The sequence below is a fragment of the Coleofasciculus sp. G1-WW12-02 genome, assembly GCF_040219735.1.
Classification (GTDB): domain Bacteria; phylum Cyanobacteriota; class Cyanobacteriia; order Cyanobacteriales; family Coleofasciculaceae; genus Coleofasciculus.
Genome location: NZ_JAVJRX010000059.1, coordinates 1 through 25,628, shown reverse-complemented (window position 1 = coordinate 25,628; position 25,628 = coordinate 1). Strand labels below are relative to the sequence as shown.

Annotated in this window: 19 protein-coding genes, 1 tRNA gene and 1 pseudogene; 9 read left to right on the top strand and 12 right to left on the bottom strand. The window is 46.2% G+C overall.

The window, feature by feature from the left end:
• Positions 1 to 360 precede the first annotated feature (360 nt).
• From RID09_RS10305 to RID09_RS10290, 4 genes and pseudogenes are all read left to right on the top strand, one after another.
• The gene (locus tag RID09_RS10305; protein ID WP_446335852.1) at positions 361 to 978 is read left to right on the top strand and encodes a LabA-like NYN domain-containing protein; all 618 of its coding nucleotides are present in this window, start codon (positions 361 to 363) and stop codon (positions 976 to 978) included.
• A gap of 270 nt (positions 979 to 1,248) precedes the next feature.
• A complete protein-coding gene (locus RID09_RS10300) occupies positions 1,249 to 2,349 on the top strand; it encodes an RRXRR domain-containing protein (protein WP_446335851.1) in 1,101 nt (366 codons plus the stop codon).
• 99 nt (positions 2,350 to 2,448) lie between these two features.
• Positions 2,449 to 3,594 (top strand): LPS export ABC transporter periplasmic protein LptC, encoded by a 1,146-nt coding sequence (gene lptC / locus RID09_RS10295; RefSeq protein ID WP_446335850.1) that lies wholly within the window; start codon positions 2,449 to 2,451, stop codon positions 3,592 to 3,594.
• 311 nt (positions 3,595 to 3,905) lie between these two features.
• Positions 3,906 to 4,939 (top strand): annotated as a pseudogene (locus tag RID09_RS10290) (RRXRR domain-containing protein); the annotation flags it as partial.
• A 21-nt stretch (positions 4,940 to 4,960) separates the two neighbouring features.
• Here the strand turns inward: RID09_RS10290 and RID09_RS10285 are convergent.
• Positions 4,961 to 6,799, bottom strand: coding sequence for a TolC family protein (locus RID09_RS10285; protein ID WP_446335849.1), 1,839 nt, complete (start codon positions 6,797 to 6,799; stop codon positions 4,961 to 4,963).
• A 330-nt stretch (positions 6,800 to 7,129) separates the two neighbouring features.
• Positions 7,130 to 7,273: a hypothetical protein gene (locus tag RID09_RS10280; RefSeq protein WP_446335848.1), complete on the bottom strand. Its 144-nt coding sequence runs from the start codon at positions 7,271 to 7,273 to the stop codon at positions 7,130 to 7,132.
• Between the two features lie 522 nt (positions 7,274 to 7,795).
• Between RID09_RS10280 and RID09_RS10275 the strand changes: the two genes are divergently transcribed.
• Entirely contained in the window at positions 7,796 to 9,883 is a 2,088-nt protein-coding gene (locus RID09_RS10275) for a cation:proton antiporter (RefSeq protein ID WP_446335847.1), read from the top strand.
• Entirely contained in the window at positions 9,876 to 11,213 is a 1,338-nt protein-coding gene (locus RID09_RS10270) for an MFS transporter (protein ID WP_446335846.1), read from the top strand. Before RID09_RS10275 ends, RID09_RS10270 begins: the two co-directional genes overlap by 8 nt.
• Positions 11,214 to 11,258: 45 nt before the next feature.
• On the opposite strand, the gene RID09_RS10265 is transcribed toward RID09_RS10270, so the two are convergent.
• On the bottom strand, positions 11,259 to 12,965 hold the full coding sequence (locus tag RID09_RS10265; RefSeq protein ID WP_446335845.1) for an ABC transporter permease: 1,707 nt from the start codon (positions 12,963 to 12,965) through the stop codon (positions 11,259 to 11,261).
• A gap of 284 nt (positions 12,966 to 13,249) precedes the next feature.
• On the opposite strand from RID09_RS10265, the gene leuB reads away from it, so the two are divergent.
• Both leuB and RID09_RS10255 read left to right on the top strand, forming a co-directional pair.
• Positions 13,250 to 14,341 carry a 3-isopropylmalate dehydrogenase gene (leuB, locus tag RID09_RS10260; RefSeq protein WP_446335844.1) on the top strand — a complete coding sequence of 364 codons (1,092 nt, stop codon included), beginning with the start codon at positions 13,250 to 13,252 and terminating at the stop codon, positions 14,339 to 14,341.
• 88 nt (positions 14,342 to 14,429) lie between these two features.
• The gene (locus RID09_RS10255) at positions 14,430 to 14,696 is read left to right on the top strand and encodes a hypothetical protein (protein ID WP_446335843.1); all 267 of its coding nucleotides are present in this window, start codon (positions 14,430 to 14,432) and stop codon (positions 14,694 to 14,696) included.
• Positions 14,697 to 15,067: 371 nt separating this feature from the next.
• Here the strand turns inward: RID09_RS10255 and RID09_RS10250 are convergent, their stop codons facing one another.
• The 7 genes from RID09_RS10250 to RID09_RS10220 form a co-directional block, all read right to left on the bottom strand.
• Complete coding sequence (locus tag RID09_RS10250; RefSeq protein ID WP_446335842.1) at positions 15,068 to 16,267, bottom strand: tyrosine-type recombinase/integrase; 1,200 nt, start codon at positions 16,265 to 16,267, stop codon at positions 15,068 to 15,070.
• A gap of 164 nt (positions 16,268 to 16,431) precedes the next feature.
• A tRNA-Met gene (locus RID09_RS10245) sits at positions 16,432 to 16,504 on the bottom strand.
• A 222-nt stretch (positions 16,505 to 16,726) separates the two neighbouring features.
• Positions 16,727 to 19,357 carry a peptidoglycan DD-metalloendopeptidase family protein gene (locus RID09_RS10240; protein WP_446335841.1) on the bottom strand — a complete coding sequence of 877 codons (2,631 nt, stop codon included), beginning with the start codon at positions 19,355 to 19,357 and terminating at the stop codon, positions 16,727 to 16,729.
• A gap of 978 nt (positions 19,358 to 20,335) precedes the next feature.
• A complete protein-coding gene (locus RID09_RS10235) occupies positions 20,336 to 20,824 on the bottom strand; it encodes a tRNA (cytidine(34)-2'-O)-methyltransferase (RefSeq protein WP_446335840.1) in 489 nt (162 codons plus the stop codon).
• Between the two features lie 179 nt (positions 20,825 to 21,003).
• Positions 21,004 to 22,149 carry a glutamate--cysteine ligase gene (gene gshA, locus RID09_RS10230; RefSeq protein WP_446335839.1) on the bottom strand — a complete coding sequence of 382 codons (1,146 nt, stop codon included), beginning with the start codon at positions 22,147 to 22,149 and terminating at the stop codon, positions 21,004 to 21,006.
• Positions 22,150 to 22,660: 511 nt separating this feature from the next.
• Complete coding sequence (locus tag RID09_RS10225; RefSeq protein ID WP_446335838.1) at positions 22,661 to 23,575, bottom strand: histone deacetylase family protein; 915 nt, start codon at positions 23,573 to 23,575, stop codon at positions 22,661 to 22,663.
• A gap of 19 nt (positions 23,576 to 23,594) precedes the next feature.
• Positions 23,595 to 23,795 carry a hypothetical protein gene (locus RID09_RS10220; RefSeq protein ID WP_446335837.1) on the bottom strand — a complete coding sequence of 67 codons (201 nt, stop codon included), beginning with the start codon at positions 23,793 to 23,795 and terminating at the stop codon, positions 23,595 to 23,597.
• A gap of 142 nt (positions 23,796 to 23,937) precedes the next feature.
• Here RID09_RS10220 and RID09_RS10215 point away from each other — a divergent pair, with 142 nt between their 5' ends.
• Entirely contained in the window at positions 23,938 to 25,023 is a 1,086-nt protein-coding gene (locus tag RID09_RS10215) for a DNA cytosine methyltransferase (protein ID WP_446335836.1), read from the top strand.
• 27 nt (positions 25,024 to 25,050) lie between these two features.
• Here RID09_RS10215 and RID09_RS10210 read toward each other — a convergent pair whose 3' ends face one another.
• Both RID09_RS10210 and RID09_RS10205 read right to left on the bottom strand, forming a co-directional pair.
• Positions 25,051 to 25,404, bottom strand: coding sequence for a hypothetical protein (locus tag RID09_RS10210; protein WP_446335835.1), 354 nt, complete (start codon positions 25,402 to 25,404; stop codon positions 25,051 to 25,053).
• A 103-nt stretch (positions 25,405 to 25,507) separates the two neighbouring features.
• On the bottom strand, positions 25,508 to 25,628 hold a 121-nt coding region (locus RID09_RS10205), incomplete at its 5' end, for a transposase (protein ID WP_446335901.1).

The following is a 25,628-nucleotide window of genomic DNA, read 5'->3' as shown; positions in this document are numbered from 1 at the left end:
GGGAAACAGTATCCCAAGTTAGCAGGTCTTGTACAGTATCAGGTAATAAGCTAGACTAGCAGCTTGTCTGTTCTCGCTGACTATTCCCGATCAACATCGATATCTACCAAAAACTTGGCTATCCCATTGACTTTAACCAAAAAACTCTCATTTAAGATCATGAAACATCAGTCAGTCATCGCCGTTGGGGAACCTTAGCTAATCAGCGCTAAAGTAAATCTCCACCTGTTTTTGGGCGATGGAAGCCAAATGGTGTTCTGTCGTTTTCAGCCACGAGAAACTTGGGGCTGACTAGACGAGAAGAGGGTTGGGAAGAAGGAGGCATCTATTTCTTTCATAAAAAACAGAGGCATAAAAATCATGTTGAATAATTTTAGTACTGATCCCATTTTTACACCTGAACAAGTTTTAGAAAATCGCGGTCGGGTTGCCATATTTATCGATGGCTCCAATCTGTTTTATGCAGCTTTGCAATTAGGCATCGAAATTGATTACACGAAACTGTTGGTTCGTTTAACTGCAGGTTCCCGATTGCTGCGATCCTTCTTTTATACTGGTGTTGATCGCACCAATGAAAAGCAGCAAGGGTTTTTGCTGTGGATGCGCCGTAATGGATACCGTGTCATTGCTAAGGATTTAGTGCAGTTACCTGATGGCTCGAAAAAAGCGAATCTAGATGTTGAAATTGCTGTGGATATGATGGCGTTAGTTGGGTCTTATGATACAGCCGTTCTTGTCAGCGGTGATGGAGATCTGGCTTATGCTGTAGATGCTGTCAGTTATCGAGGAGTGCGGGTTGAGGTAGTTAGTTTACGTTCAATGACTAGCGATAGTCTAATTAACGTCGCGGATCGGTATATTGATCTGGATCAGATCCAAGAAAGTATCCGCAAATCCCCGCGACAAAACTATACCTACCGTCCTTTGTCTGGTATTGGCATGATGGATGATCCTGGAGACCAATCCATGGGTCATTAGTCATAAGTTATGAGTCATTAGTCCTTGGTTTTCGGGCGTAAGGACTATTCAACAACCCTGATTTAGCTATCGCTTGAAATCAGGGATTGCCAGAGACAGGACTGGCAACGCAAGAGTTGAATAGACCGCCGAGCCGTTAACTGATACACACCCCCGAATACTTCCCCAGTTCGGGCTATTTGTAAGCTTACTTGTCTAAGCGCTTGAAGAGAGGACATTTTGAAGAGCGGTGGTCGAGGGGACGTACAACCCACACGAGGGATTATATCCATGATTCGTGTACCAGTTTTATCGCCGAAAGGTAAACCATTAATGCCAGCCAAAGCCAGCCGTGTTCGACGCTGGTTAAAGACAGGCAAAGCCAAGGTAGTTCATGACGACTTAGGCATTTTTCAAGTCCAGTTAGTTAAACCCCCATCAGGGGAGGAAACCCAAAAAATTGTGGCTGGAGTCGATCCGGGCAAACTGTTCACCGGAATTGCAGTTCAATCAACCAAAGCTACCCTGTTTCTAGCCCACCTAAACCTACCCTTTGAAAACGTGACTAAGCGCATGACCCAACGGGCAATGATGCGCCGTGGACGACGAGGGCGACGGATTAACCGTAACCTTCCCTACGACCAGCGTAATCACCGCCAACACCGATTCGATAACCGCAAGGGTCACAAGATACCCCCTAGTATCCGGGCTAACAAGCAGTTAGCGCTTAAGGTGATTCAGGAGCTATCACGAATCTACCCATTTTGGGATGTTGTAGTTGAGGTGATTAAAGCCAGAGGTGATAAAAGTTTTAGTCCTGCAATGGTTGGTCAATACTGGCAAATAGAGCAGTTAGAACAAGCTGGTTACGCTGTTCACACTCAGGAGGGGTGGTACACCTCAACCCTGAGACAGTACCTCGGTTTACCCAAGGCTAAAAACAAGGCAGAGGAGTCACCCGCCGCCCATGCTGTTGACGGTATTTGCCTCGCCGCTTCCCAGTTCATGCGGTATCGCCAAATCAAGGGTAAGAGTGGTACTTGGTTAGGGTCTATCGAGGTGACGCCGTGCCAGTTTGCTGTGATTAATCGCCCTCCGGTATGCCGTCGTCAGCTACACATGATGATTCCCGTTAAAGGGAAAGGACGACGCAAGTACGGTGGAACAGTTACCTGTCACGGTTTTAGGAAGGGCGATTACGTCAAAGCAGTTAAAGCAGGTGTCACCCATTACGGTTACGTTTCTGGTGATACTAAAAGCCAAGTTTCACTCAGCGATGCTCACTGGAAGCGCGTCGGGCGATTTACCGCCAAAAAAGTCCAGTTGTTGCAGCGAAACACCGGACTGGTGTCAACAGTGGGATTGTCAAACTCGTGCGGCGTCGAACGGTAAGGTTTGACCTCTATCCCCCTCCGGGTTGCTTCACTCCAAGCCAGAGTCCCGCGAGGTAGACGATGGCTAACCCTCAAAATTGCACATAAGCTTGCTCCAATGATGTTGAGTTGGAAACGATATTTGGCGGTGAGCCTCTGTCTATTGACATTTGCCCCACTCTCCGGCTGTCAGTCTGACAGCCAAACGGTCAAGAAAATTCAACAAGATACAAAAGCCACTGATATTGAAGGCTCTCTTGTGTTTAACAATGTCACCTTGGAGCAAGCTGATGAACAAGGTCGCCCTTTATGGCGGGTAAAAGCTGACACAGCGACATACAGTAAAGATAAAAAAATAGCTCAAGTTGAACAGCCAATCGGTGATTTATTTCAGGATGGAAAGGTTATTTTAAAAGTGTCAGCCAAGAGCGGGGAAGTCCGGGAAGATGGCAAACAAATCTTTCTGCGAGGAGAAATTACCGCTACAGATACCCGCAATGGTGCAGTGTTCAAGGGTGAGGAATTGGAGTGGTTACCCCAGGATGATTTATTAGTGGTGCGCCGAAATTTAGAGGGACGCCATCCTGAACAAATCGAGGTCACAGCGAATGAAGGGCGGTATTTGACACGCCAAGAGCAAATGGAACTCAAAGGGTCTGTACAGACAATATCGAAAGACCCAAATGTGCAACTGAAAACTGAGCAGTTGACTTGGCAAATCAAAGAAAAAAAGTTAATTGGGGATCAGCGGACTCATATTGAACGGTATAAGGATAATACTGTGACCGATCGCGTAGTCGCTAACCAGACTGACTATAACCTAAACACCAAAGTAGCTATTCTGAAAAAGAATGTTCAGCTTACGTCCATTGATCCCCCAGTTTTAATATCCAGCAATGAAGCAATCTGGGACATCCAGGCGGAAACAGTACGCTCAAATCAGCCTGTTCAGATTGTCCATCAGCAAGAGAAGGTTGTCATTACGGCTAATCAGGGACAGGTAGATTTGGGGAGCGAAGTCGCCAATTTAAGGGGAGGTGTCCAAGGTGTGGGTAGTCGCAATCAAGCCGAACTCTACGCCAATCAGGTCAGGTGGGACATTCCCACTCAGAAGATGCAGGCGTCAGGGAATGTCGTTTATAAACAAGTCGATCCCCCCTTTAACGTAACCGGAGCCACCGCCGAGGGTAAATTACAGGATCAGAGTATGATCGTCAGGAGTGGCTCTAGCAGCGATCGCGTCGTTACCGAAATTGTCCCCTAGAGTACAAAGGCTGGGGGAGATAGGGAAGCCTGTTCCAGACGTAAGGCGTGGAACAATGGCGAGAATAATTCATGAACCGCGCCTTACTTCTTGAAGACGCGGATTGGCAGAGATAACCTGCCAGTAGAGACCTTCCATGGACGGTCTGTACATGAATAGGGCATGAGTTGGTAAGGGATAATCACTTCTGAACGCTTCTCTAGTTCAGCTTAAATGTAGGTTCAGGAATCTCTGAAAACTGGGTAAATCCAGGACACACCCTTACCAATGCCTTAAGAGACGCAAACATTTTACACGAGTGGATTATCTCTATGAATCGTGTTCCAGTAGTTAGCAAAGAAGGAAAGCCACTGATGCCCACTAAGCCGTCTAGGGCTAGACGGTGGCTTAAGGAAGGTAAAGCTGTTGGGAAATGGTCGGACTTGGGTGTATATCACGTTCAACTGATCGAACCATCGGCAGAGGAAGTACAACCGATTACTGTCGGAGTAGATCCGGGAAAGTCATACTCTGGCGTCGGTGTCCAGTCAGCTAAATGTACCCTGCTGCAATTGCACCTTATTCTTCCATTTGGTCGCGTTAAAAAGCGGATGAAAACCCGCGCCATGCTACGACGGTCTCGACGTTCTAGAAGAATCAACCGGGATGTTCCGTTCAAGCAACGTAACCATCGGCAATGCCGCTTTGATAACCGCAAACAGTGCAAACTCCCCCCATCCATCAAAGCCTCACGGCAGTTGGAGTTAAGGGTAGTCAAAGAGTTGGCGGCAATATTTCCGGTAACTGGGATAGGGTATGAACGGGTTAGAGCCGACATAGACCAGACTAAACGCAAACGTGCCAAGTCGGGCAAAGGTTTCTCTCCGGTAATGACTGGGCAGAATTGGGCAATATCCCAGATGGAAAAAATCGCTCCTGTCTATGTCCGGCACGGTTGGCAAAAAGATGGGAACGGCACATCTCAACTCCGAACTCAACTAGGTTTAGAGAAGGATTTGACCAACAAGTCTATAGCCAAACCGGAGACCCACGCAGTTGATGGAGTGACGTTGGCTTGCGGGTATTTCGTCAAGTATGTTCGGTTCACTGGCTTTAACTCTCGCGGTTACACCCACTTTGGCAGCGTCAATATCACTCCCTCCCCATTCAAGATCATTACCCGTCCTGGCGCAGTGAAACGGGGGAAAGAATACGGCTTTTCCGCCGTCAATTGCACTTTGAAGTCCCGGGCAAGTCAGGGATAAGGAAGCGTAAGGGTGGAACGATTACACCGTTTGGTCTTAGGGTTGGTGACTTAGTAAGAGCCGAAAAAGCCGGGAAAATCTACATTGGCTACGTCGGCGGATTGAAAATGATCTAGCCAAGGTCAAGGTAAATCAAAAAGAATACTATTTGGAAGATTACTAATCGCCCGTTGCAGCTCTGCTAGGGCTCGGTTGTAGTCCAGAATTGCTGTCAACAGGTTGACTCTGGCACGAGTTAACGCCGTTTGCTGATTAATGACATCGGTTTGAGTACCCACCCCAGCACCAAATCGTAACCGTGCCAATCGTAAGCTTTCTTGTGCCTGTTCTAGGGCAAAGGATGCCGTTTGAATATTTTCCTGGCTGGCTGTTAGCTCAAAAAAAGCTTGTTCAACCTGGAAGCGGATTTGGTCACGCTCATTGGCAAATTCGGATTCCGCGATCGCGACATCCGTTTCGGCTTGTCTGGCTCTGGCTTTTGCCGCTCCCCCATCAAAGAAATTCCACTGGAGTTGCGCTCCTAAAGTTAAGCCATCAGTCGGACCATCACTATCATCCAACTGGGCGGCAATATTATATCGGGCAAATAGATTCAACTGGGGTTTATTCGCCGCTAGGGCAATGCGCTGTTGTTGTTCATTAATATTACGTTGTACCAGTTGCTGTTCCAACTCCGCCCGGTTTTTCAACGCCAAAATAATGCTTTCTTCCAAGGAAATTTCCCAATCTCCTGCCACATTTATGGGATCAGCCGCAGAGATGCCCACCTGCTGATCTAAACTCAACAATTGTGCAATTTGGCGGCGGGCAATGCGTTGCTGACTGATGGCGTTGGTTAACGCTTGATTATTATTGGCGAGTTCCACCTGCGCCTGCAACACTTCAAATCGAGTTCCTAAGCCAGCTTGTTCGAGTAACTGGGCATCCCGTAGACTGCGAGCCGCATCATTAACCGCCGCTTGGCTAATTTCGACTTCGGCATCTGCCTGTTGCAAATTGTAGTAAGTGCTGGTGACATTGAGTCGTAAATCTGCCAGGATGCTTTCTAAACCCAGTTGCTGGAAGCGTACCTGTTGTTCGGCGGCTTGAATGGCTGCTGGGCGACGCCCCGCCGTATAGGCGGCATAATTTAATTCCAGTCGGCTCTCAAAGTTTGTCGATGTGATACTTTGGTTAGTTTGATCTAGTAGCCGTTGTTCCGACTCAGTGCGGATAAATTCGGCAATGGCGCTAATCGATGGAAACTCGGCAGCTAGGGCTTCTTGCAGGGCAAACTCCGCTCGTTCTAACTGGAATCTAGCAATTTGTAACTGTTGATTGTTTCGCCGTGCCAATTCTATTGCCTGTTCTAGGGTAATTGGCTGAGTCGTTTGCACTTGGACTTCTTCTGGTTTGGTGGGAAACAGCAATGGATTGGCACTGGGATTGAGTAATTCTAATATCGGTAGATCAGGGGTGGTAGACGGTATCGGCAAAGGTTCGATATTTGGCGTGAGAAAGTCGGGTGAGGGTGTTTCTGGTTCTTCCAGAGTGGGTAGGGAGGGGATAGCTTCAGGGGATTGAACAATCAAGCTGTCTGGCTCTTGGGTAACCCGTCTGTTACTAGAGTCTTGAGCAAGTTCTGAGGGATTGGGGGAATTTTCAGTTTCAGAGGTTACGGGTTCACTTGCAGAGGTCAAGGATTCACTTCTGTTTGCGGGAGTTGGCTCCTCTATCGTGTTCACAGGAGAATTAACGGTGGGAATGGAGTGATCCTCTGCATCTACGAGTAAGTTCTCCTCACTCGATTGGGACTCAACGTCTGTCAATCTTCTGTGTATCACCCCATCACTTTGATGAGTCGGGGTTTGACGTTGAAAGCTAAGCGGCGACGGGAAATCTTGAGAGGCGCTTGGTTTTGTATAAAGCAGAGCGATCGCAGTCCCCACTCCTAGAGCGACAAAATCACGAAACGTTGGCATAAGTTTAAAGTTGGGTCTTTAGTCTAAAAAAAATTATTTTGCTTCCATTGGTAGAGTCACCATAGGCAGAATAATCGTTGATCTGCGAGCTTGGCAAACTGGGTCAAGGTCATAATATCTCAATCAAGCTTGACACAAAGAATAAGCAGCATCTAGCTTGATCAGCTTACCCTAAGGTTGTGGCGATTCACCCCCAGCCACCATTAACTAAATTAGACCAGTAGGGGTTTGGTTACCAAACCCCTACGGCGTGGTGAGGAATCGCCATCCTTGTAGGGCGGTGAGGATGTCAATATGCGATCGCGTCCAAGGGGACAGGTGATGGCGATTTTAGATAAGCGCGATCGCGTTACCAGCATCCCTGCAAAAAGCCGAGAACCAGGTGCGTGTGGCTAGAGCTAGACTGGCACAGGTGTAAGCTGTAGCCAAAGCGGGTGAGAGTGAACGTGGAGCGATCGCGGCATTGTCTGGCATCAGCTTGTGATCCTGAACCCGCCCCTACATATTTACTTTACGCGCCATACCTGACTCTTCAGCGCGTTGGGTCAAGAAGATGTATACTTAGGGATATAGAAATTTATATTCCTCATCTAATTTCAAAGGAGACGTCGTATTAGTTAGGGTAGAGCGGAAGTAACAGAAACTTTCGCGTCTGGTATTCAGGGGCTATCTTGCTCAGAACAGATATTGGATTAGCTTGGCAGCTTCGCTACAAATTGTTGTCTCCCCAAAATTCGCTCTGAGCAACGAAGAGTCAGGAATTTGCCACCAAGCCAATAGCCAATTTAGATAAGTTTTATGGGGCTTGTTCTCACTGTAAATGAGCCGCATAAAATCTATAGCATTTCTATTAATTCCAGCCTAAATCTAGAGCGTAAGTCCATTAATAGCAGTAGTAGAGACGTTCCGGTGGAACGTCTAGTTATTTCTGGCTGAATAGCGGTTCTCGCTGAAAACAGTAAAGTCTTTCACCTTTATCTAAACCAGGATGATCAGATGGAATTAGTACGAACATGGCTTCCTGATAGCCCACTTGTATCGTTTACTATTCTCTTATTAGTAATTTCGGCAATTCCGCCAATTTTTGAGCGCTTACGATTGCCCGGATTAGTGGGTTTGCTGGTGGCGGGGGTAGTGCTAGGTGAGCATGGGTTAGGGCTGCTGAGTGCTGAAAGCGAAACCATACATCTGCTATCGGACATCGGCAAAATCTATTTGATGTTCGTGGCTGGATTAGAAATTGATTTAGAACAGTTTCGCAAAAAGAAAAATCGCTCTTTAGGGTTTGGTTTTGCCACATTCATTGTGCCGCTGATTATCGGTACCCTAATTGGACAACTATTTGGTTTTGGTCTAAACGCTTCGATACTCATTGGTTCTCTATTTGCCTCCCATACCCTATTAGGGTATCCGATTGTCCAGCGTCTAGGTTTAGTTGAAACTGAACCCGTCATCGTCACTATTGGTGCAACAATCTTTACAGATATCAGTGCGCTGCTCGTATTAGCCATTTGTGTATCAATTCACGCCGGAGAATTCTCCCTCTATACTCTGAGCGTGCAGCTTGGCTCACTAGCTATCTATGCGGCGATTGTTTTGTTTGGCTTTGATTGGGCAGGAAAACAGTATTTCCGCCGTACTGGTAATGATCAAGGTAATCAATTTCTCTTTGTTTTGCTGGCAGTGTTTCTCGCTTCAGTGGGAGCGCAAATTATTCATATCGAGCAGATTGTGGGGGCTTTTTTAGTCGGTTTAGCCGTGAATGATGTGGTGGGGCGCTCTCCGGTGAAAGAGAAAGTGGAGTTTGTGGGTAGTGTCTTATTTATTCCCTTTTTCTTTGTCGGTATGGGCTTAATGCTCAATTTACCCGTATTCATGGAAACCCTAAGGAGCAGTTTCGGACTCACTGTCGCTATTTTAGCCGGATTAATTGGTAGTAAATTTCTCGCCGCCTTGCTCGCGAAAGTCCTATATCACTATCGCTGGAACGAGATGATGGTGATGTGGTCCCTGTCTTTGCCTCAGGTGGCGGCGACATTAGCCGCTGCTTTGGCTGGTTTGCAGGTGGGGTTGCTGAGTGAGGCGGTGTTTAACAGTGTCATCGTTTTAATGCTGGTAACCTCTGTTCTCGGTCCGGTGTTAACCGCAAAATTTGCTCCCCAGCTACCTCTACCCAAGCCCAGTCCTGAGATTAGCCAATCGGTGCTTTGGTGGGAAAGTCGAGCCGAACACCGAGTCCTGGACGAGCAGTTTGAGCGCGATCGCTCCAATTTTACCGTAGTTGTACCGATTAGCAACCCTCTGACGGAGCGCTTTTTAATTGAAATGGCTGCATTATTGGCACGTCATGAATCGGGTCAGATTGTACCCTTATCCATTGCCCAGGATCAACTTCAGATGGATGAACCCCAGATGCAAATCACTCTGGGGCAAAGTCGGCGGCTTTTGGTACGTGCCAAACAAATTAGTTCTGAGTTTAAGGTTGAGGCGAAACCCGCACTCCGAATTGAGGATGATGTGGCGCGGGGAATTATTCGTACTGCCCGAGAACAAGACGCCCGTTTAATTGTCATGGGCTGGAGCGAAAATACCGGCTTACGGGCGCGTTTGTTTGGCACTATCATTGATAGTGTTTTTTGGTCATCCCACTGTCCGGTTGCTGTGATGCGGCTATTAGATGAGCCAATAAAAATACGCCGCCTTTTAGTGCCGGTAAAGAACTTCACACCACAAACAGTGCGAACCGTGCGATTTGCCCAACTGCTGGCGGATACCAATCAAGGTTCGGTAACGTTATTGCATGTTTGTCCCTCACAAACAACATCTGAGGAAATTGCTTCACTTGAGTCTGAGTTGTCTCATGTCCTCTGTAGTGCAGGTCCACAGGTCAGTACCTCGATTAAAGTCATTCGCCACGAGGATGTGGCGATGGTGATTCTCAATGCTTCTCAGTCGGTTGACATGGTGATTTTGCGCTCACTAAGCCGTCGTACTGTTGCTGGATTAGCCGTTAGTGACGTTACCACTAAACTGATTAACCACCTTAAATCTTCATTCGTACTCTTTGCCGAACCTCATGCTTAAAATCAATTTTTTATCTTCAACTCCGCTTTGGTTTTTTCACTTAATTCCTTACAAAATCGGGGAATGCTTTTTCATTAACCTGCTTTCCCTGTTTATCGTGCAAGTCGTTGGTGGGAGTATCACAGATGTAGGTAAAACCAGTTCCTTAGTCTCTCTGGCTGGTGTGGTTGCTTTTATCCTTTGGGGCAATCTCTCAGACCAATTAGGCTCCCGCCGCCCTTTTTTGATTCTAGGATATGTCGGATTTTCTCTGTGTATGGGGTTAATTAGTGTAGCCGATAATCTCATCCAAGTGCAGCAATGCAGTATAGTGGCAGGATTTTTGATGGCAGCCATTATTCCTGTATCAACTGCTCTATTACTAGAAACTGTTCCAGAAAAACAATGGTCTCAATCATTAGGTCGTTTTTATCTGATTGGGAGTTGGAGTTTTGTTATCGCTTTAATTGGAGGAGGAATTTGGCAAGAAGTTTTCTCTGATTTGTGGGGGTCTGTCTCAGCTATGCGAAGTTTATTTGTTTTTGCCGCTGGGGTAAGCTTACTCAGTTTGATTCTCTGTTTAATGTGGGTGCAAGAACCCCAGCAGGTTCGTTCAACTCGCTCATTTAGTCCATTATTACTGGGACGACTCTCTGTCGCTGTTATTGAACGGGGAGTGCTGTTTTACCCATCCCGAATGATTTACTTTATCCTGCGTCCAGAGTGGCTAACTCAGATACAGCAGCAGATATATAGTCCCCTGAATCTTTATTACATTTGTTCGGCTCTATTGTTCCTCGCGATTCAAATTGTCTATCTCGCCTTCCCCATTTTTCTGGCTGAGGTTTTGGGAGCAACAAATTCTTTGATTTTTTTAATTGTTTTTGGCAAGGCGTTGATTGAGGCATTTTTATATTTTCCAATCGGTCAGTTCGCCCAAAAACATGACAGTATTAGATTGCTGACTTGGGTAACAGCCGTGCGAGTGGGAATTTTTATGATTTTTACCATCCTGGCACTTTTAAAGCCAACACCAATGAGTTTAGTCATTATTGGATTTGCCCATCTGTTCACGGGTTTGACTTGGGCTGTGATTAATGTAGCTAGTACCCTATCAGTAGCAAGGCTGGCGACTAAAGGTGAGGAGGGAATGGCGCTGGGAGTCTATAATTCAATTATTGGGGTAGCAACGATTTTGGGTTCTCTAGTCAGCGGCTATTTAGCGGCGAGTTTTGGATATAGTGTTTGTTTTGCCACGGGTACATTTTTGACAGGTTTAACGGTAGTTTGTTTTTGGTTGCTAGAATTTATTATGGAAAAAGGGAGTGAAACAATGCCTTCTTTGTCCTAACTTTGTAGAGACGTAGCATGCTACGTCTCCACAATGATGATTCTATTACTGAATCTCTAAGGGCATCCGCCCAGACAGTAAGGCTTTAGTCGAAGACTCACCCGCTTTTCTCAACTGTCGCGTCAGTTGAAGATTCAACAAGACTAATGCCAGGGATTGACCGACTAGGGCAACTAAGACTGAGGTTCCCGCTGCATATTGGATGCTAGCCCAAGGAAACGCCGAAAATAGCCATAGCGTAGGTTCTACCGACGGGGACATGGACAAAAAGCCGAAAATGATCGGCGGTAAAATAATGATTCCACCCACCACAGTTGCTGCCCAAACTGCCCGTTTTGGCGTTTTCAGCAACAGCATAAGCTGTCCAATTGAAGCATAGAAAACGATGAGACTGGCGGTTACCAATAGCCCCAAAATCGCCGGTGTCTTGTATTCACTGGGAGACCACAGCAGAATCCATGGCAGTAACATAGCAGACGCGATCGCTAAATTCAACAGAATCGCTACAGGGGCGGGACTGGTTTTGCCCCAGATTAAGTCTGCCATAATCCCACCTTGGCGCGATGAGCGTTTGGCGTGACGGTAACGCGCCCAATCTTGCATCGTCTGACGATGGGGACTCAACGCCGCGATTAGTCCTAAAAACAGGATCAGATTAAACACCAGTAGGAATTCAAAATTCTCAAACAACCCTCTGGCATAATTTCTCGAATTGTTTACATCAGGATTTAGTGCAAATCCGAGAATCATCACTTCAAAGCAAGCCGTTAACCGATAACTTTGTCGCTTACTCAGTAAGGTAGCCGTAGGGTTGTGAAAACGGCGATTTAACCCCTGCCAAATCCAGTAACTCCATAAACCACAATTGAGAATGGCAAATCCAGCCATCGCCCACATTGTCTTACCGATGGGGAGATAAAACCAACCCAAATCCCCAAAATCACCGTTTGGATAAGTATTAACCGCATCTAGAGAACTCGACTCAATCAGGTACGGTAAAAAAATTGCCGGATTAAATAAGGTCAGCCAATCCATGGGGGTGTTACTCATATCCCCGTGATGAACCATGCTGGTGATAATCGACAGGAATATGAGCATTCCGCCACTACCCAACCAAGGTTGAAAACCGCCCAACCCATTACCGACTAAGCCAAATAGTAGCGCCCCACTGAAAAAGAATAGGCAACTGGCACCTAGGACGCCGTAGAAGGCGAAAATTTGACTCAAACCAATGTCACCTGCCAAACCCGACACCAGATGCAAGGGCAAGGCGAGGGCAGCGACTAGATAAAGTAACAGGGGAACTCCCAATAATTTGCCCCCTAAAATATTCAGTGTTGAACCCGGAGTCAAACGTAGAAAATTGAGGGTACCGCGACTTTCTTCCTGAAACAAATCACTAATCAGCATATAGATGCCAACGACTAAAAGGGCAAAAATACCGATTAGGCTAAGCCAAACAAATACATCTTGCCACCAGAGTGACCAATTGATCACAAACCCACCCAAGCCATCGGATAGACAGGTTGGAGAAGAATATTCCTGAGTCACACCTGTACAATAACGGCTGTAACCAATCTTTTCCTCCTCAACTACGGGTAATTCACCGGCAAAACCAATCAGTAGCAGTAACTGTCCCAAAAAAGACATGGCTACGGCAATTAAGATATTGCGGGGTTTAAGCCGCCCTTTAATTTCTCGAAACAACTGGGGATTCCATTCCCCTAGTTGGTTAACTAAATTCAGTGCCATCGTAATGTGAGTCTCCCTCTAGTAAAACCTATCGTGTTTAATCTGGATGAATCGGATGCGCCTTCGAGTTCACTATCTATGAGTCATGCTCAAAATTTCATCCAGAAAATCGTTCTTATCCTCCTCACCTCTTCCCCAATCCCCATTTTCCCAACGAAATTAAAAAATTGAAACCGATTCCGGTCAGGGGGGGCAATTAGCCGTTATCATAAGAGACTGCCTGGTCAAGTTGCATGGTTCAGGCGTCCACTTTTTCAGATTGTCCACAGGATTACACGTAAGTTATGGCACAGCAGCACTACCGTATTACCCTTTTGCCTGGTGATGGCATCGGTCCAGAAATTATGGCAGTCGCGGTAGATGTGTTAAACGTAATTGGCGAACAGTTAAATCTTAGCTTTGAATTCACGGAAGCCTTGATGGGGGGGGCGGCGATTGACGCTACCGGTGAACCCCTACCGGCTGACACCCTGGAAAAATGCCGCCATAGCGATGCCGTTTTACTGGCTGCTATCGGTGGTTATCAATGGGATAACCTGCCGCGCCATCAACGCCCCGAAACGGGTTTGTTGGGATTACGAGCAGGATTGGGTTTATTTGCCAATTTACGACCTGCCACCATATTACCCCAACTCATTGATGCTTCAACTTTGAAACGGGAGGTGGTTGAAGGGGTGGATATTATGGTGGTGCGAGAACTGACAGGTGGGGTTTATTTCGGTCAGCCGAAGGGCATCTTTACCAGCGTTACCGGGGAAAAGCGCGGTGTGAATACGATGGCGTATACAGAAGCCGAAATTGACCGAATTGGACGAGTGGCATTTGAAACCGCTCGCAAACGCCAGGGTAAACTCTGTTCGGTTGATAAAGCCAATGTTCTAGAGGTATCTCAATTATGGCGCGATCGCATCACCCAATTAGCGACTGAGTATCCGGATGTGGAGTTATCTCATCTGTATGTTGACAATGCTGCCATGCAGTTAGTTCGAGATCCTAAGCAGTTTGATACGATTGTCACGGGGAATTTATTCGGAGATATCCTCTCAGACGCCGCTGCAATGCTCACCGGCAGTATTGGCATGTTACCATCTGCCAGTTTAGGGGAAAAAGGACCCGGCGTTTTTGAACCCGTTCACGGTTCCGCACCGGATATTGCTCTTCAAAATAAAGCAAATCCCTTGGCTCAAGTGTTGAGTGCCGCAATGATGCTACGCTATGGGTTAAATCAACCAACGGCGGCTGACCAGATTGAGCAGGCAGTTCTGAAAGTTTTAGATAAAGGTAACCGTACAGGGGATATTATGTCAGCAGGAATGACCCTTGTCGGTTGCCAGGAAATGGGACATGCTTTGATTGAGATACTCAAACAGCCATAAGTTAAGTCAAACAGGAGCGCAGCTACTCTGATTCAACGAAACGTCCGACAAGAATCATGTTGATGAATTAAACAATAGGGTTAGGCGGGTGGTATACACATCACAGCAACGGCAAGGAGACTATACAGAAACTCGGACAGGGCTACCGATGTTGTTAGACCCGGGTCTCCTCAGAGCCGCTCGGCAGATATACCATACCTATTATGAAGTCCATCCTCATCTGACCCAACGCCCTACTGGTGTGGCAATTGACCGATTTAGCTATCGTGGGAAGTTAATTTTTCGGGCTAAACCGATTCTTTTGCCTCAAGAGTGTTTTGTGCCACTGAGTCAGCTTGAGGCGGAAATTTATTAGTCGTTTGTCAAATTCATAAAAATTCAGAGGAACAGCCATACCGTAACTAAGGCTATTCCCCCAAAAAGCTTACTCTAAAAGATTTAAACTGAATGGCTCAGGCGGGATTTGAACCTGCGACCTTGGGCGGAGTACCCTTGTCAAAATGGCTGAATGCATTGTAAATCAAGGATAGTCAGCAATAGTCAATTTCATTCATCGTCATCTCATAGTCAAAGTTCTGGAGGGACTGGAGGCGTTGCAGCAGAATAGATGACTGATGCTTTACCTTGTCTACGTGCCACTTTAACAGCTTCCATTGCTTCATCCCAGTTCGGATAGGTGATGTGTAGAAACAATTCCTATCCTTAAAGTTTGTTAGATCAGATTGCTTATAATTCAGGAACTTGCACTTGTCTTATTGTACTTGCATAGTGTTTCATAATTATTTCCGGCGAATTACCAACCCACTTCGCTACTTGAGTAACAGTTACACCAGCTTCTAATGCCATTGTAATGAAGGTATGACGGCAATTGTACTGTGGTAAATATTGTTTGACTTGACCATCCTTCACTAAATTATCTACCACTGGCTTCCAGACTCGATTTAAGAAATTGTGAGCGTCTATCTCTTTACCACTTTTAGCGGCAAATACTAAAGCTTCAGAAGAATCATTTTCTAGCTTAATTTCATCTAGAAGTGCTTGTAACTGTTTATTGATAGGAAAGGTTCTCGCTTCATGAGTTTTAGTAGACTTCCTAATTCTTAAATCAGTTGCTACCGCCTCAGAGAAGACAATTCGATTGCTCTCAATATGCTTCCACTTAAGGGCGATCGCTTCTTCTGGACGGCAACCAGTAAGGAATAGAAACTTAACGTATAGTGCATAGTAGGAGTGACTGACCGGAGCAAACTTAGATGAGTACCTATCATTTTCAAAAGCATGGATAATGGCATCTCTTTCAGCTTTTGTAAATGCCATTCGAGATGTTTTACTTGTCTTCTTAGTCTTAATCTCCCTTGCCATACCATCAAACGGGTTAGAGGTAATCAGCTTAGAACGCATTGCCCAGTTGCAACAAGCATTTAATTGTTTTAATGTACGCTTTGCTACTTCAGCAGAATATGTTTTGAGTAGGTAATTCCGAATAGCTACTGCTTCACTCAAGTCTTGTGTTGGTAACTTCTTAATGCGCTTCTGAATCTTTCCATAATCTCTTAAGATTGTCGTCTCTTCCAATTGACTGGATTTAAACTGGGTGTAGTTTTCCCATAGCTCATCCAATTTCAGTACCTTCTGTGCCTCTTCAGCAGGTTCTACGAGCTTTAAATGAGTGTGTGGTCTGTATTTTGCTAATGTTCTGTCAAACGTTCCAGCAACTACGGATTCTGTAGCGATATCTGACTCAATCTGCTTTTTCTTAGCTTCAGCTATTGTCCTGTTTTCTGAGGTATCGTCTAGTCCTAACGTTAAATACTTTTGCTTGCCACTATAAAGCTGCCTCGGAAGTCTTAGCCGCAGCCTACCCTGAAATGATTCAACACCTACTGAACCCTTAGAAGCCTTCTGCTGTGATGATTGAGAAGCCATTGCTCTGACCTTTTGTTGACTATGAACACCTAAGCTTTAAGCTAATCATAGTCAATTCATAGTCAAAGTCAATAGTCAAATCGATAAAAAATTCAGGGGAACAGACCTACAGTAACTAAGGCTATTCCCCCGAGAAGGTTACTCTATCAAGATTTCTAATCAAATGGCTCAGGCGGGATTTGAACCTGCGACCTTGGGCTTATGAGTCCCCTGCTCTAACCACTGAGCTACTGAGCCGTTTTTTTTGACAGCCTCCTTAATTTAGCATAAAGCTTACGTGAACACAAGCATCTTTTCTAGCATCTATCCACGATAGATGTATCAATCCGGTAGTGGCATGACATTTGGATTTCCTTGCGTCAACTCAACCTACAATCTATTCCACAATTTGAGCGGTGTCACGCCAGAAGAGACGTTGCAGGCAACGCCTCTACACACTTGTGTCGCGGGGAGAATCAACTACCGATTCTTGGGTAGATAAGCCATTGGGTTAACGGCTCCGCGTCCCGATGGATGAACCTCAAAGTGCAAATGAGGACCGGTACTGTAGCCAGTACTACCCATTTCCGAAATTTGTTGCCCTTGGTCTACCTCTTGACCCCGACGCACCAAAATTCGATTGTTATGGGCATAGAGGGTCAAGCTGCCATCCGGATGTTTGATTTCCACCAATTTGCCGTAGCCACCGGAATTCCAACCAGCGGTGACGACAACACCAGGGGCAGCTGCCACAATAGGTGTACCAATAGGAGCCGCAATATCAATACCCCTGTGCATGCGTCCCCAACGCCTACCGTAGCCAGAGGTTAAAACTCCCTTGCTGGGCCAAATATAGCCATTAAATGGGGCAGGGCTATCCGGCAAGTACATATCCGGAGCAGACAGAGGAGGCAGTTGAGGTGCAACCGTTGTTCCCACCGGGGTTTGCAGCATCGGGTTATAACTTTCTGCTGGGGCTGGGGCGGCGGCTAAGATTTGCTCCTTCGGTTCAGATGGGGTTGCCGCAGGTGGCGGTACGGCGATGGGAACTGAAGCGGTTTGAGTTTCCTGTTCATACCGCTGCGGATTGAATTCCGGATTGACCCTAGCGGGTGTTGATTGCTCAACTAAACTCGGCGCAACTGGCACAGCCGGAACAACCACATTGCTGGGTGAACTGGTCGGTTCTGTGGCTTGCTGATGACGATATTCTGCCCGCATTCTGAGAATATCAGCCCTCAAACGCTCAACGTAGGGGTTTTCCCCAGTATTAGCGGACTGATTCCGCTTCGCATCTAAGGCGATAGGGGTATTAGCTGGGGCGTTTTCGCCAACGGATGATTGGGCGAGAACAGTTGATGAAGCGGTTGGGGGTGGAAATGTTGGTGCTGTTGGGATAATTGGTGAGGCGGACGTTGTTGTAGTTGGAACAACGACTCTGGGTGCTTCAACCTCGGCTGGTGCTGAGGGAGTAACAAAATTGTTTGATTGCTCTTTAATACCCGGTAAAAACGTTACTCTTTGCTCGGATAACTCAGCTGATGCCGTCGTGGGAATTGCGAGCTGTTGATTGACTCGAATCAGGTTGGGATTATTTAAGCCGTTCGCTTGAATTAATTCAGAACGGGATAAACCATAGCGACGAGCGATCGCGTCTATCGTATCTCCAGGTTTTACCTCGTAAGTACTCGTCGTCGCCGCTCTATTCGCCACCACCGTTTCCATCACCACTGGCTGCGGTGTTGGGGGTTGAGCCGTGATTTCTGGCGTTGTGACGGGTTCGAGCCTTGTATTGGGGAAGGTGATCGGTTTTTGGTCTTCCGATGGCTCTTGTGAGGTCAAATGGGCTGGACTTGGCGTGGGAACCGGAATCACCACGGATGATGGTGATGGCTTCGGTGTATTTTCCTCCACAGCCAGAGACGCCGCTGTATCTGGAGTGGGTACCGGAATCACCACAGACGACTCAGAGAGGCTGGTAGCTCTTGATTGTGAACTTGATGCGGCTTCTCGGTCCGGAGTGGGCACCGGAATCACCACAGGTGACTGGTACGGATTGACTCCTAGAGACTCCACCGTCGGTGATGCAGCAATTTCTGGTGTAGGAACTGGAATAACTACGGGAGATTGAGGTTGATAGACCGACTTTGAGTCTACAGTCGGCGATGCCGCAATTTCCGGAGTAGGAACCGGGATACCAATAGGAGTGCTGGAATTCGTCGCGGTTGACGCTGGGGTATCGGGTCTCCGTTCTGCCGTCGGGAAAGGGGTTGCTGACGCTGATGGCGTTGCTGCTGTTGTTGATTGGTTGATGGACTCCTCAGACCTCAACTCCGCCAGACTGCTATTTAAGCGGTTCCGTTTGTGTTTTAAATCATCAAGAGCAACGTTTTGTCTGGCCTTGAGCAGGTCATCGACTTGACCGGGAACGATGACCGATTCACCGGTTTTGAGCTGACCGGCTGTGGATACTCTGCTCGAGTTCCGTAATCGGTTTGGCTCGACACCGTAAGATTTGGATACGGATTCGACGGTTTCACCCGGTTTAGCCTCGTGAACGATACCGTTCACTGTCGGGATTTTTAGCTGCTGTCCAACTGACAGATTGGCATTGGGTTGGACAGGATTCGACGCCGCGATCGCTTCTGGAGCTACCTGGTACGTTTGCGAGACCTCCCATAGCGTTTGTCCTTCCTGTACCTTGTGTTTCACCACAGGTGTGGAAAGGGCTGGTGATGGGGCTGGGGCTGGGGCAGGTTTAGCTTGCGGCGGTTTCGAGAGTGTGGCAACGTCTGGTTGGCTTTCTGTTGGCACAGACGCAGGCGAACTCACGCCAACAGGCAGAGTTGTCAGCGTTGGCTCAGAGGCAATGGGTTCAACGGCTAGAGCTTCATCACTTTGTTGCGGTAACAACAAGCTGGAAGCTCCCATGGAAATTGCCAACCCAATCATGGCAGCAGAAGTCCTAGCTCTGCGGTTGCCTTCGGTCGGAATCGTTGCGCCGACTGACGGCTTCTCCTCAGAAAGCTTCAATAACGCCTCAAAGGAGTGGGCGGAGTTGGCTGCACACGAAGGAACCTGTTTAACCTTCTGCGTAAATGTCCGTTTCAAAAACGACCTCCTAGTGTGTGACGAGCACTTAACAGTTCCTAAAATGATTTTTCCCAGTCAATGAGGGTTCTCACCCAAAAATGTGATTTAGATCACGGACAGTAAACATACTTAGGCAAGAGTACCCTGCTTTTTTGATTTAGACAAGCTCATCTGACTGGATAAATTTCTCGTTGTTGACGATCACCGCTCGATTCACCCTTCATGAAGCCATAACTCGCTGTCTCTAGAACAATATAGTTGAGTTTGATACTTAACCCTCTAAAAGACGCGGTTGATAGTCGGGCGGTTTTTGCCAAGAACCTGTGCATAGAACATACAGACTTGACAGGCTTTTCTCCGGAAGAGGGCTAGCCCTGCTTTCCTTTCCTCATAAGCGGGTTTGGTGTTAGTTAGCCTTCCAGAATATCCGGTGATCGCAGAATTTAGCAACTGAATAGAGCTCAAGCTCATAGTCTAGCAACCGATAGTTTAGCAGTTAACGATTACAGACGGCACTTTACGTGAATTTTTGGTAAAGAACAACCGTACAGTCTACCCAAGCTTGCCTGGGGTAGAAACGCTGTTATCGGTAATGTCACATCGGATAAAACGGCGCTTTCTCTTGCGGGTCTTGGCTTTGGGCTACCTGGGATCAACCCACTTGGGATGATTAAAATCTATCAATCCGCCTCGATTGGGCGGGAATCTTTTTTATATAAATTTCTTATCAAAGGAGTGGATTTTCCGTATTCTAGATAGCTGAATTCAGCGCCATTAATTTTTTGGCAGAGATAAATGAAGAAAATGCCCTCTGCACAAAGGTGGAACTTGTTAAATTTTAATTAATTTTCATTAAATCTTGATCAGATTAAATAAATTTATATATACGGCAATATACATACATGTAGTATTCCGTCCTACAGTTCAACGCTTCAGGTAGAGCCAAATTTCCGGAATTAGCACCTGCTGAAGGTCTAATGTTTTTGCTTTAAATACTTAAACGTTATCAGGCAATGTTCTTTCACTTATCAGGTATCCCAGTTGACGCCGTGCTTCAAATAAACCCAAAGCAGCACTGACGGAAAGATTCAAACTGCGAACACCGGGTTGTGTCATGGGAATAAACACAGTTGCGTCACAACGCCTTAAAACTGACTGGGGAAGCCCTTGGGTTTCGCTGCCAAATAAAAGCCAGTCATTGGGTTGAAATGGAAATTGAACATAACTGTATTGCCCAGAAGTGCTGAAACCAATCCATCGCCCTCCTAGCTGTTGGTAAACCTGATTAAATACCTCCCACGTTTGGTGGTAGTGCAACTTGACATAGGGCCAATAGTCAAGTCCAGCTCGTTTGAGGTAGCGATCGCTAATTTCAAACCCCAAGGGTCCGACGAGGTGCAACTCCGTATCTGTGGCGGCACAGGTACGGGCGACATTGCCCGTATTGGGCGGAATTTGGGGGTAAACTAAGACAACCCTCAGCATAAAAACTCGAACCTCTTTTCAGTTCTACCCTAAACGTTCATGAATGTTGCCTGAATTGGCTCAGACCCATTGGAAATTTTGATATTATATGTTTTTTTAATATCAAGTTTTGGGAAGAAGCTGATTAGATATTTTAATTTTTAGCCCGATTACTCTTGACAAATCATCCCTCCTACTTACTAAGCTACCAAAGCTTGACATAACTTGTCTTCAAGTTCTTTTTCTTGTTCCGCCATGTCTTGAATGGCTCTGTTGAGAATTTGCGGAGTGTCAAAGCCAACGGATTGAAGTTGTAACCACTGCTCTGCTGTATTCCCTTGGCGGAGAATCTTTTTCAGGGGCGAGAGGAAGCAACTGAAGCCTTTAGCTTTGGCAATGGGTAAAACCTCTTGATACAGTTCATCAATCCATTCCCTTGCCGAAATCGTTCTGCCATCCTGCCAATGGGTGAGTTGGGCATCCAAACTCGAACGGGCAACCGCCATTTCATTCGCTTCGGTGAGGGCGACTAACTCAGCAGTGCGAGTCGATCCTTGACTTCCGTAGAGAGGGTCAAGACTCGGATCATTTAAAAGCTGGGTCAAACGGGCTTCCAGTAAGGCTGTTACCGCAAGCAGGGCAATCGGATCAACGATTAAATCACAAATTCTCAATTCCAGACGATTTAAATCATAAGGGCGTCGATTGCCATTGGGTCGAACCGATGACCAAAGATGGCGCACGTTACACATCGTTCCCGCCGCCAGTTGGGCTTGGGTCCACTCAATAAAGTGAGCATGGCTTTCAAAGAGGGGAACCTGAGAAGGGGTTTGGGGAAAAATCCCCCAGCGAGTGGAGTGATACCCTGTCGCTTTTCCGTCGAGAAAGGGAGATGATGCGCTTAACGCCAGGTATAAGGGTGCTTCTACTCGTACCAGACGGCAGGCTTGCATCAGCCGTTCTGGGTCAGAAATGCCCACATTGATATGAACACTGGCGGTGACAACATTACTACCGTAGGTTTGCTCAATGTAGTCATGATAAGGGTTTTGCGGGTCAGACCGGTAGAAGCGATCGCTCCTCCCTAGAGAAAGGGTACTTCCGGGAATTAGGGTGTAGTTTCCCAGGGTTTTCAGATAAGCACGTAGTTGCTGACGCGGGCGTACCAATGCACATAAAAGGCGGTCATAGCAGCATAGAGGAGCGGTGGTATACTCGACATTGCGACTGTCGGGTTCCCGCATGAATCCATCCAAGGATGCCACAATCTGATCAGAAAGACCGACAATTTCCCCTTGGGGAGTGCCAGTATACATCTCAATTTCAAAGCCTTTTGATAGCAGCACAGTATCTCCTCGAGCTGGGTAGAGCAACCTTCTTAACTCATGAATGCTCCCCCACCTGAATCGCGAGGTGTGGGTGTCTTAATTACAAGGGTTTATCCCTCGCGACAGGCGGCATTCTCGCCGTGTTACGGGAACTTTTGCCCGTAAACACCCCCAAGTCGTTTCCGCTATGGGGCTAAGAAAAACTTTTACCTAGGGTCTGACGTGTATAAACCGACCACACAGGATTTACAGGCTGTTTTACCTTACTTTGAGAGGTCGTGTCTCCGGATTACTCGGAATTTTTCCGTCCTTTACCGTACCGCTCAAGATTTCGATATTCTAACACTTTATGGGCTATGGGACTTTGCCTCGCCTTAACCCCCACCTACGAAAGTGAGGTGGGAGAATGCAGGCGAGTTTTGTTCAAGTGTATCAGTGCCGAGAGATTGATTATGAATTGTAAACTACTAGGTGCTCGGCTCACCCCTATGTAAGGTGGGCAATAATGCCCACCCTACCTCTGTTCCCTTCACACTAGATGACGATAAACATCATTAGCGGCACGATGGAGGAGAGAGTGACGGTATATCAAGGTATTAAGGTTATCTCCATAGCCGCCCCCAATCACACTGGCGACAGGATAGCCTGATGCAATACAGGTGCTGAGTACCTGCATTTCACGGCGGTAAATTCCAGTATCTGTAAGTGCTAGCTTCCCAAAGCGATCGCAGGCGTGGGTGTCCACTCCGGCATCATAGAGAATTAAGTCAGGCTGAACTTCAGACAAAATATCGGGGAGATAGTGGGCTAAGGTTTGCAGGTAAGCATCATCATCCATGCCCATAGGGAGGGGAATGTCAAGATCACTTTTTTGTTTAGTGGCGGGGAAATTGACCTCACAGTGCATGGAGAAGGTAAATACAGTGGGGTCATTTTGGAAAATAAACGCCGTACCATCCCCTTGGTGAACATCAAGGTCAAGGATGAGGATTTTTTTGACTAATCCCAGAGTCTGGAGGACACGAGTCGCGATCGCGAGGTCATTAAAGATACAAAAGCCTGATCCGTAGCTGGGAAAAGCATGATGAGTTCCTCCCGCCGTATTACAAGCAATACCATGAGTCAGGGCAAGTTGAGCCGTCAGGATTGTACCCCCAACCGCCGTACAAGTTCGCTTAACCAAGCCGGGACTCCAGGGTAATCCAATCCGGCGCTGGGCTTTCGGGTCAAGTGTGCCGTTACAGTAGGCTTGGATGTAGTCAGGGGTGTGGATCAGTTGAATCCATTCTGTGGGTGGGGTGTTGGGAGTGTAGATTTGTTCAGGAGTGGCAATATTATCGGCAAGGAGGAGTTCACAGAGTTTGCCGAATTTGGACATAGGAAAGCGATGTCCGGCTGGAAGGGGGGTAACGTAGTCGGGGTGATAGACGATTGGCAAGTTCATTAGTCAGTCATGAATATTGTCATTGATCGGTTCCTCCCCGTTTCATTGATCGCTCTACAGGCTTATTTCTCGCCTCTTGCGTTATTGTTTCCCAGTCTGCTTGTTCCAATACAGCATCTAACACATCCGAAATGTTGCAACGTTGCTCAAAAGCAATGCGTCTTAAAATTTCATGATGTTCTGGTTTCACGTATACCGGCTTTCTTTGCGTCTGTGCCATTAGCCCAGTGATTGAGTAAGTCACGTTAAGCAAATTGTACCCCAGCTAAACAGCTATATTGACAAAAAGATAATTAGCTAATTAAATAGTTAATGCTTAAGCAAAGGCTTCTCAAATCTTTTACAGGATGTAAAGCGTCAAGATGGACAAGCAAAACTTAGACACCAATGGAACGTTAAGGGAAAAATCGATTGTCTCTCTATTTTCAGGCTGTGGGGGGCTAGATATGGGTTTTCGTCAAGCAGGTTTTAAGGTGATATGGGCAAATGAATATGACAAAGATATGTGGCAAACCTATCAAAGTAATCATCCAGATACGTTTCTTGATCGGCGTGATATTCGACAGGTTTCTTCTGCGGAAATTCCAGACTGCTTCGGGATTATTGGCGGACCTCCCTGCCAAAGTTGGAGTGAGGCAGGTACCCAAAAGGGATTCAATGACGATCGCGGCAGATTATTTTTAGAGTATATCCGGATTTTGAAAGACAAGCAACCTCGCTTTTTCTTGGCGGAAAATGTTTCAGGAATGCTTCACAAAAAGCACGAAAAGGCATTACAGAACATTATTGCAGCCTTTGAGGAAGCTGGCTATGTCATTTCCTACAAACTTTTGAATGCTCGGCATTATAATGTGCCTCAAGATAGAAAGCGAGTTATTTTTATTGGTTATCATATCAACTTGAATAAATGCTTCAATTTTGACGCTTTAGTCCCTGTATCTCGTATTCTTACCTTACGAGATGCCTTATGGAATTTGCGAGAATCAGCAATCCCGGCATTGAGCAATAACAAGACCCGAGGGGAAGACTGTCTTGTTGCCAATCATGAATATATGGTTGGCGGATTCTCCAGTATTTATATGTCTCGTAACCGTGTTCGTTCCTGGAATGAACCATCATTTACCATTCAGGCAGGTGGTCGTCATGCACCAATCCATCCCCAGGCAAATAAAATGATTCATATCGGAAAGGATCAATGGATGTTTGACCCTAAATCACCCAATCCTTACCAACGTTTATCAGTTCGAGAATGTGCTAGAATTCAAACATTTAATGATGACTTTATTTTTTACTATGAACGATTAGCTGCTGGGTACAAAATGATTGGTAATGCTGTTCCAGTCAATTTAAGCTATGCTTTAGCCAAAAGTATATACCAAGATTTATTAGCCGCCGATCCTCAAAAAAAGCTAAACCAGATAAAACTTCACCCCATAACAACATCTTAGTTAAGCGTTATATTTTTATCGCGCCACCTATTTTTTCTTTTCAATCATTAAAAAATAGACGGTTTTCCTATCGGCTTCATCAATATCATTTCTCCATCCTCCTCTTGGAATTCCAACTACGTCGTCAAAAACCCAAGGCAAGTTATCTGGCTTTTTTGCAAGACTAATAGCTCTTCCATGTTCGCTCTTACTTTTTTGTCCTATCCATTGTCGCCTGATGGCTATGTGTAATTTTTCCTTGTAACGATTGAAATACTCATCAAAAGAATAAATTTTGATAGTATCTTGACTAATCTGAGTGGCTGGCGCTTCTAAAATTAATTCGGCTGGGTGTTGTGACATCCCTAAATTAGGACTCCCTAACATCATTAAAAATTTCAAAATTGTTTTGAAATCATTTTCCGAGAAAAAATTCTGCCAAGGGCGATCTCTGCTTGAAAGGAGTCCTTGATGGAATCGGTGAATTTCGGTTCTTCGGTACTTATTATGCTAAACTATCAACTAAATGCCAAAACAATAAAGCTCTTTTTTCAAAGTTATAAAAATTGGTAAATCCAAAACCACAACGTTTTATTACCTTTAATCTATTGTTAATTCCTTCGACG

Coding starts and splice junctions, on each gene's coding strand:
- RID09_RS10305 (WP_446335852.1), top strand. CDS start 361: ATGTTGAATAATTTTAGTACTGATCCCATTTTTACACCTGAACAAGTT.
- RID09_RS10300 (WP_446335851.1), top strand. CDS start 1,249: ATGATTCGTGTACCAGTTTTATCGCCGAAAGGTAAACCATTAATGCCA.
- lptC (WP_446335850.1), top strand. CDS start 2,449: ATGATGTTGAGTTGGAAACGATATTTGGCGGTGAGCCTCTGTCTATTG.
- RID09_RS10285 (WP_446335849.1), bottom strand. CDS start 6,799: ATGCCAACGTTTCGTGATTTTGTCGCTCTAGGAGTGGGGACTGCGATC.
- RID09_RS10280 (WP_446335848.1), bottom strand. CDS start 7,273: ATGCCAGACAATGCCGCGATCGCTCCACGTTCACTCTCACCCGCTTTG.
- RID09_RS10275 (WP_446335847.1), top strand. CDS start 7,796: ATGGAATTAGTACGAACATGGCTTCCTGATAGCCCACTTGTATCGTTT.
- RID09_RS10270 (WP_446335846.1), top strand. CDS start 9,876: ATGCTTAAAATCAATTTTTTATCTTCAACTCCGCTTTGGTTTTTTCAC.
- RID09_RS10265 (WP_446335845.1), bottom strand. CDS start 12,965: ATGGCACTGAATTTAGTTAACCAACTAGGGGAATGGAATCCCCAGTTG.
- leuB (WP_446335844.1), top strand. CDS start 13,250: ATGGCACAGCAGCACTACCGTATTACCCTTTTGCCTGGTGATGGCATC.
- RID09_RS10250 (WP_446335842.1), bottom strand. CDS start 16,267: ATGGCTTCTCAATCATCACAGCAGAAGGCTTCTAAGGGTTCAGTAGGT.
- RID09_RS10235 (WP_446335840.1), bottom strand. CDS start 20,824: ATGCTGAGGGTTGTCTTAGTTTACCCCCAAATTCCGCCCAATACGGGC.
- RID09_RS10225 (WP_446335838.1), bottom strand. CDS start 23,575: ATGAACTTGCCAATCGTCTATCACCCCGACTACGTTACCCCCCTTCCA.
- RID09_RS10220 (WP_446335837.1), bottom strand. CDS start 23,795: ATGGCACAGACGCAAAGAAAGCCGGTATACGTGAAACCAGAACATCAT.
- RID09_RS10215 (WP_446335836.1), top strand. CDS start 23,938: ATGGACAAGCAAAACTTAGACACCAATGGAACGTTAAGGGAAAAATCG.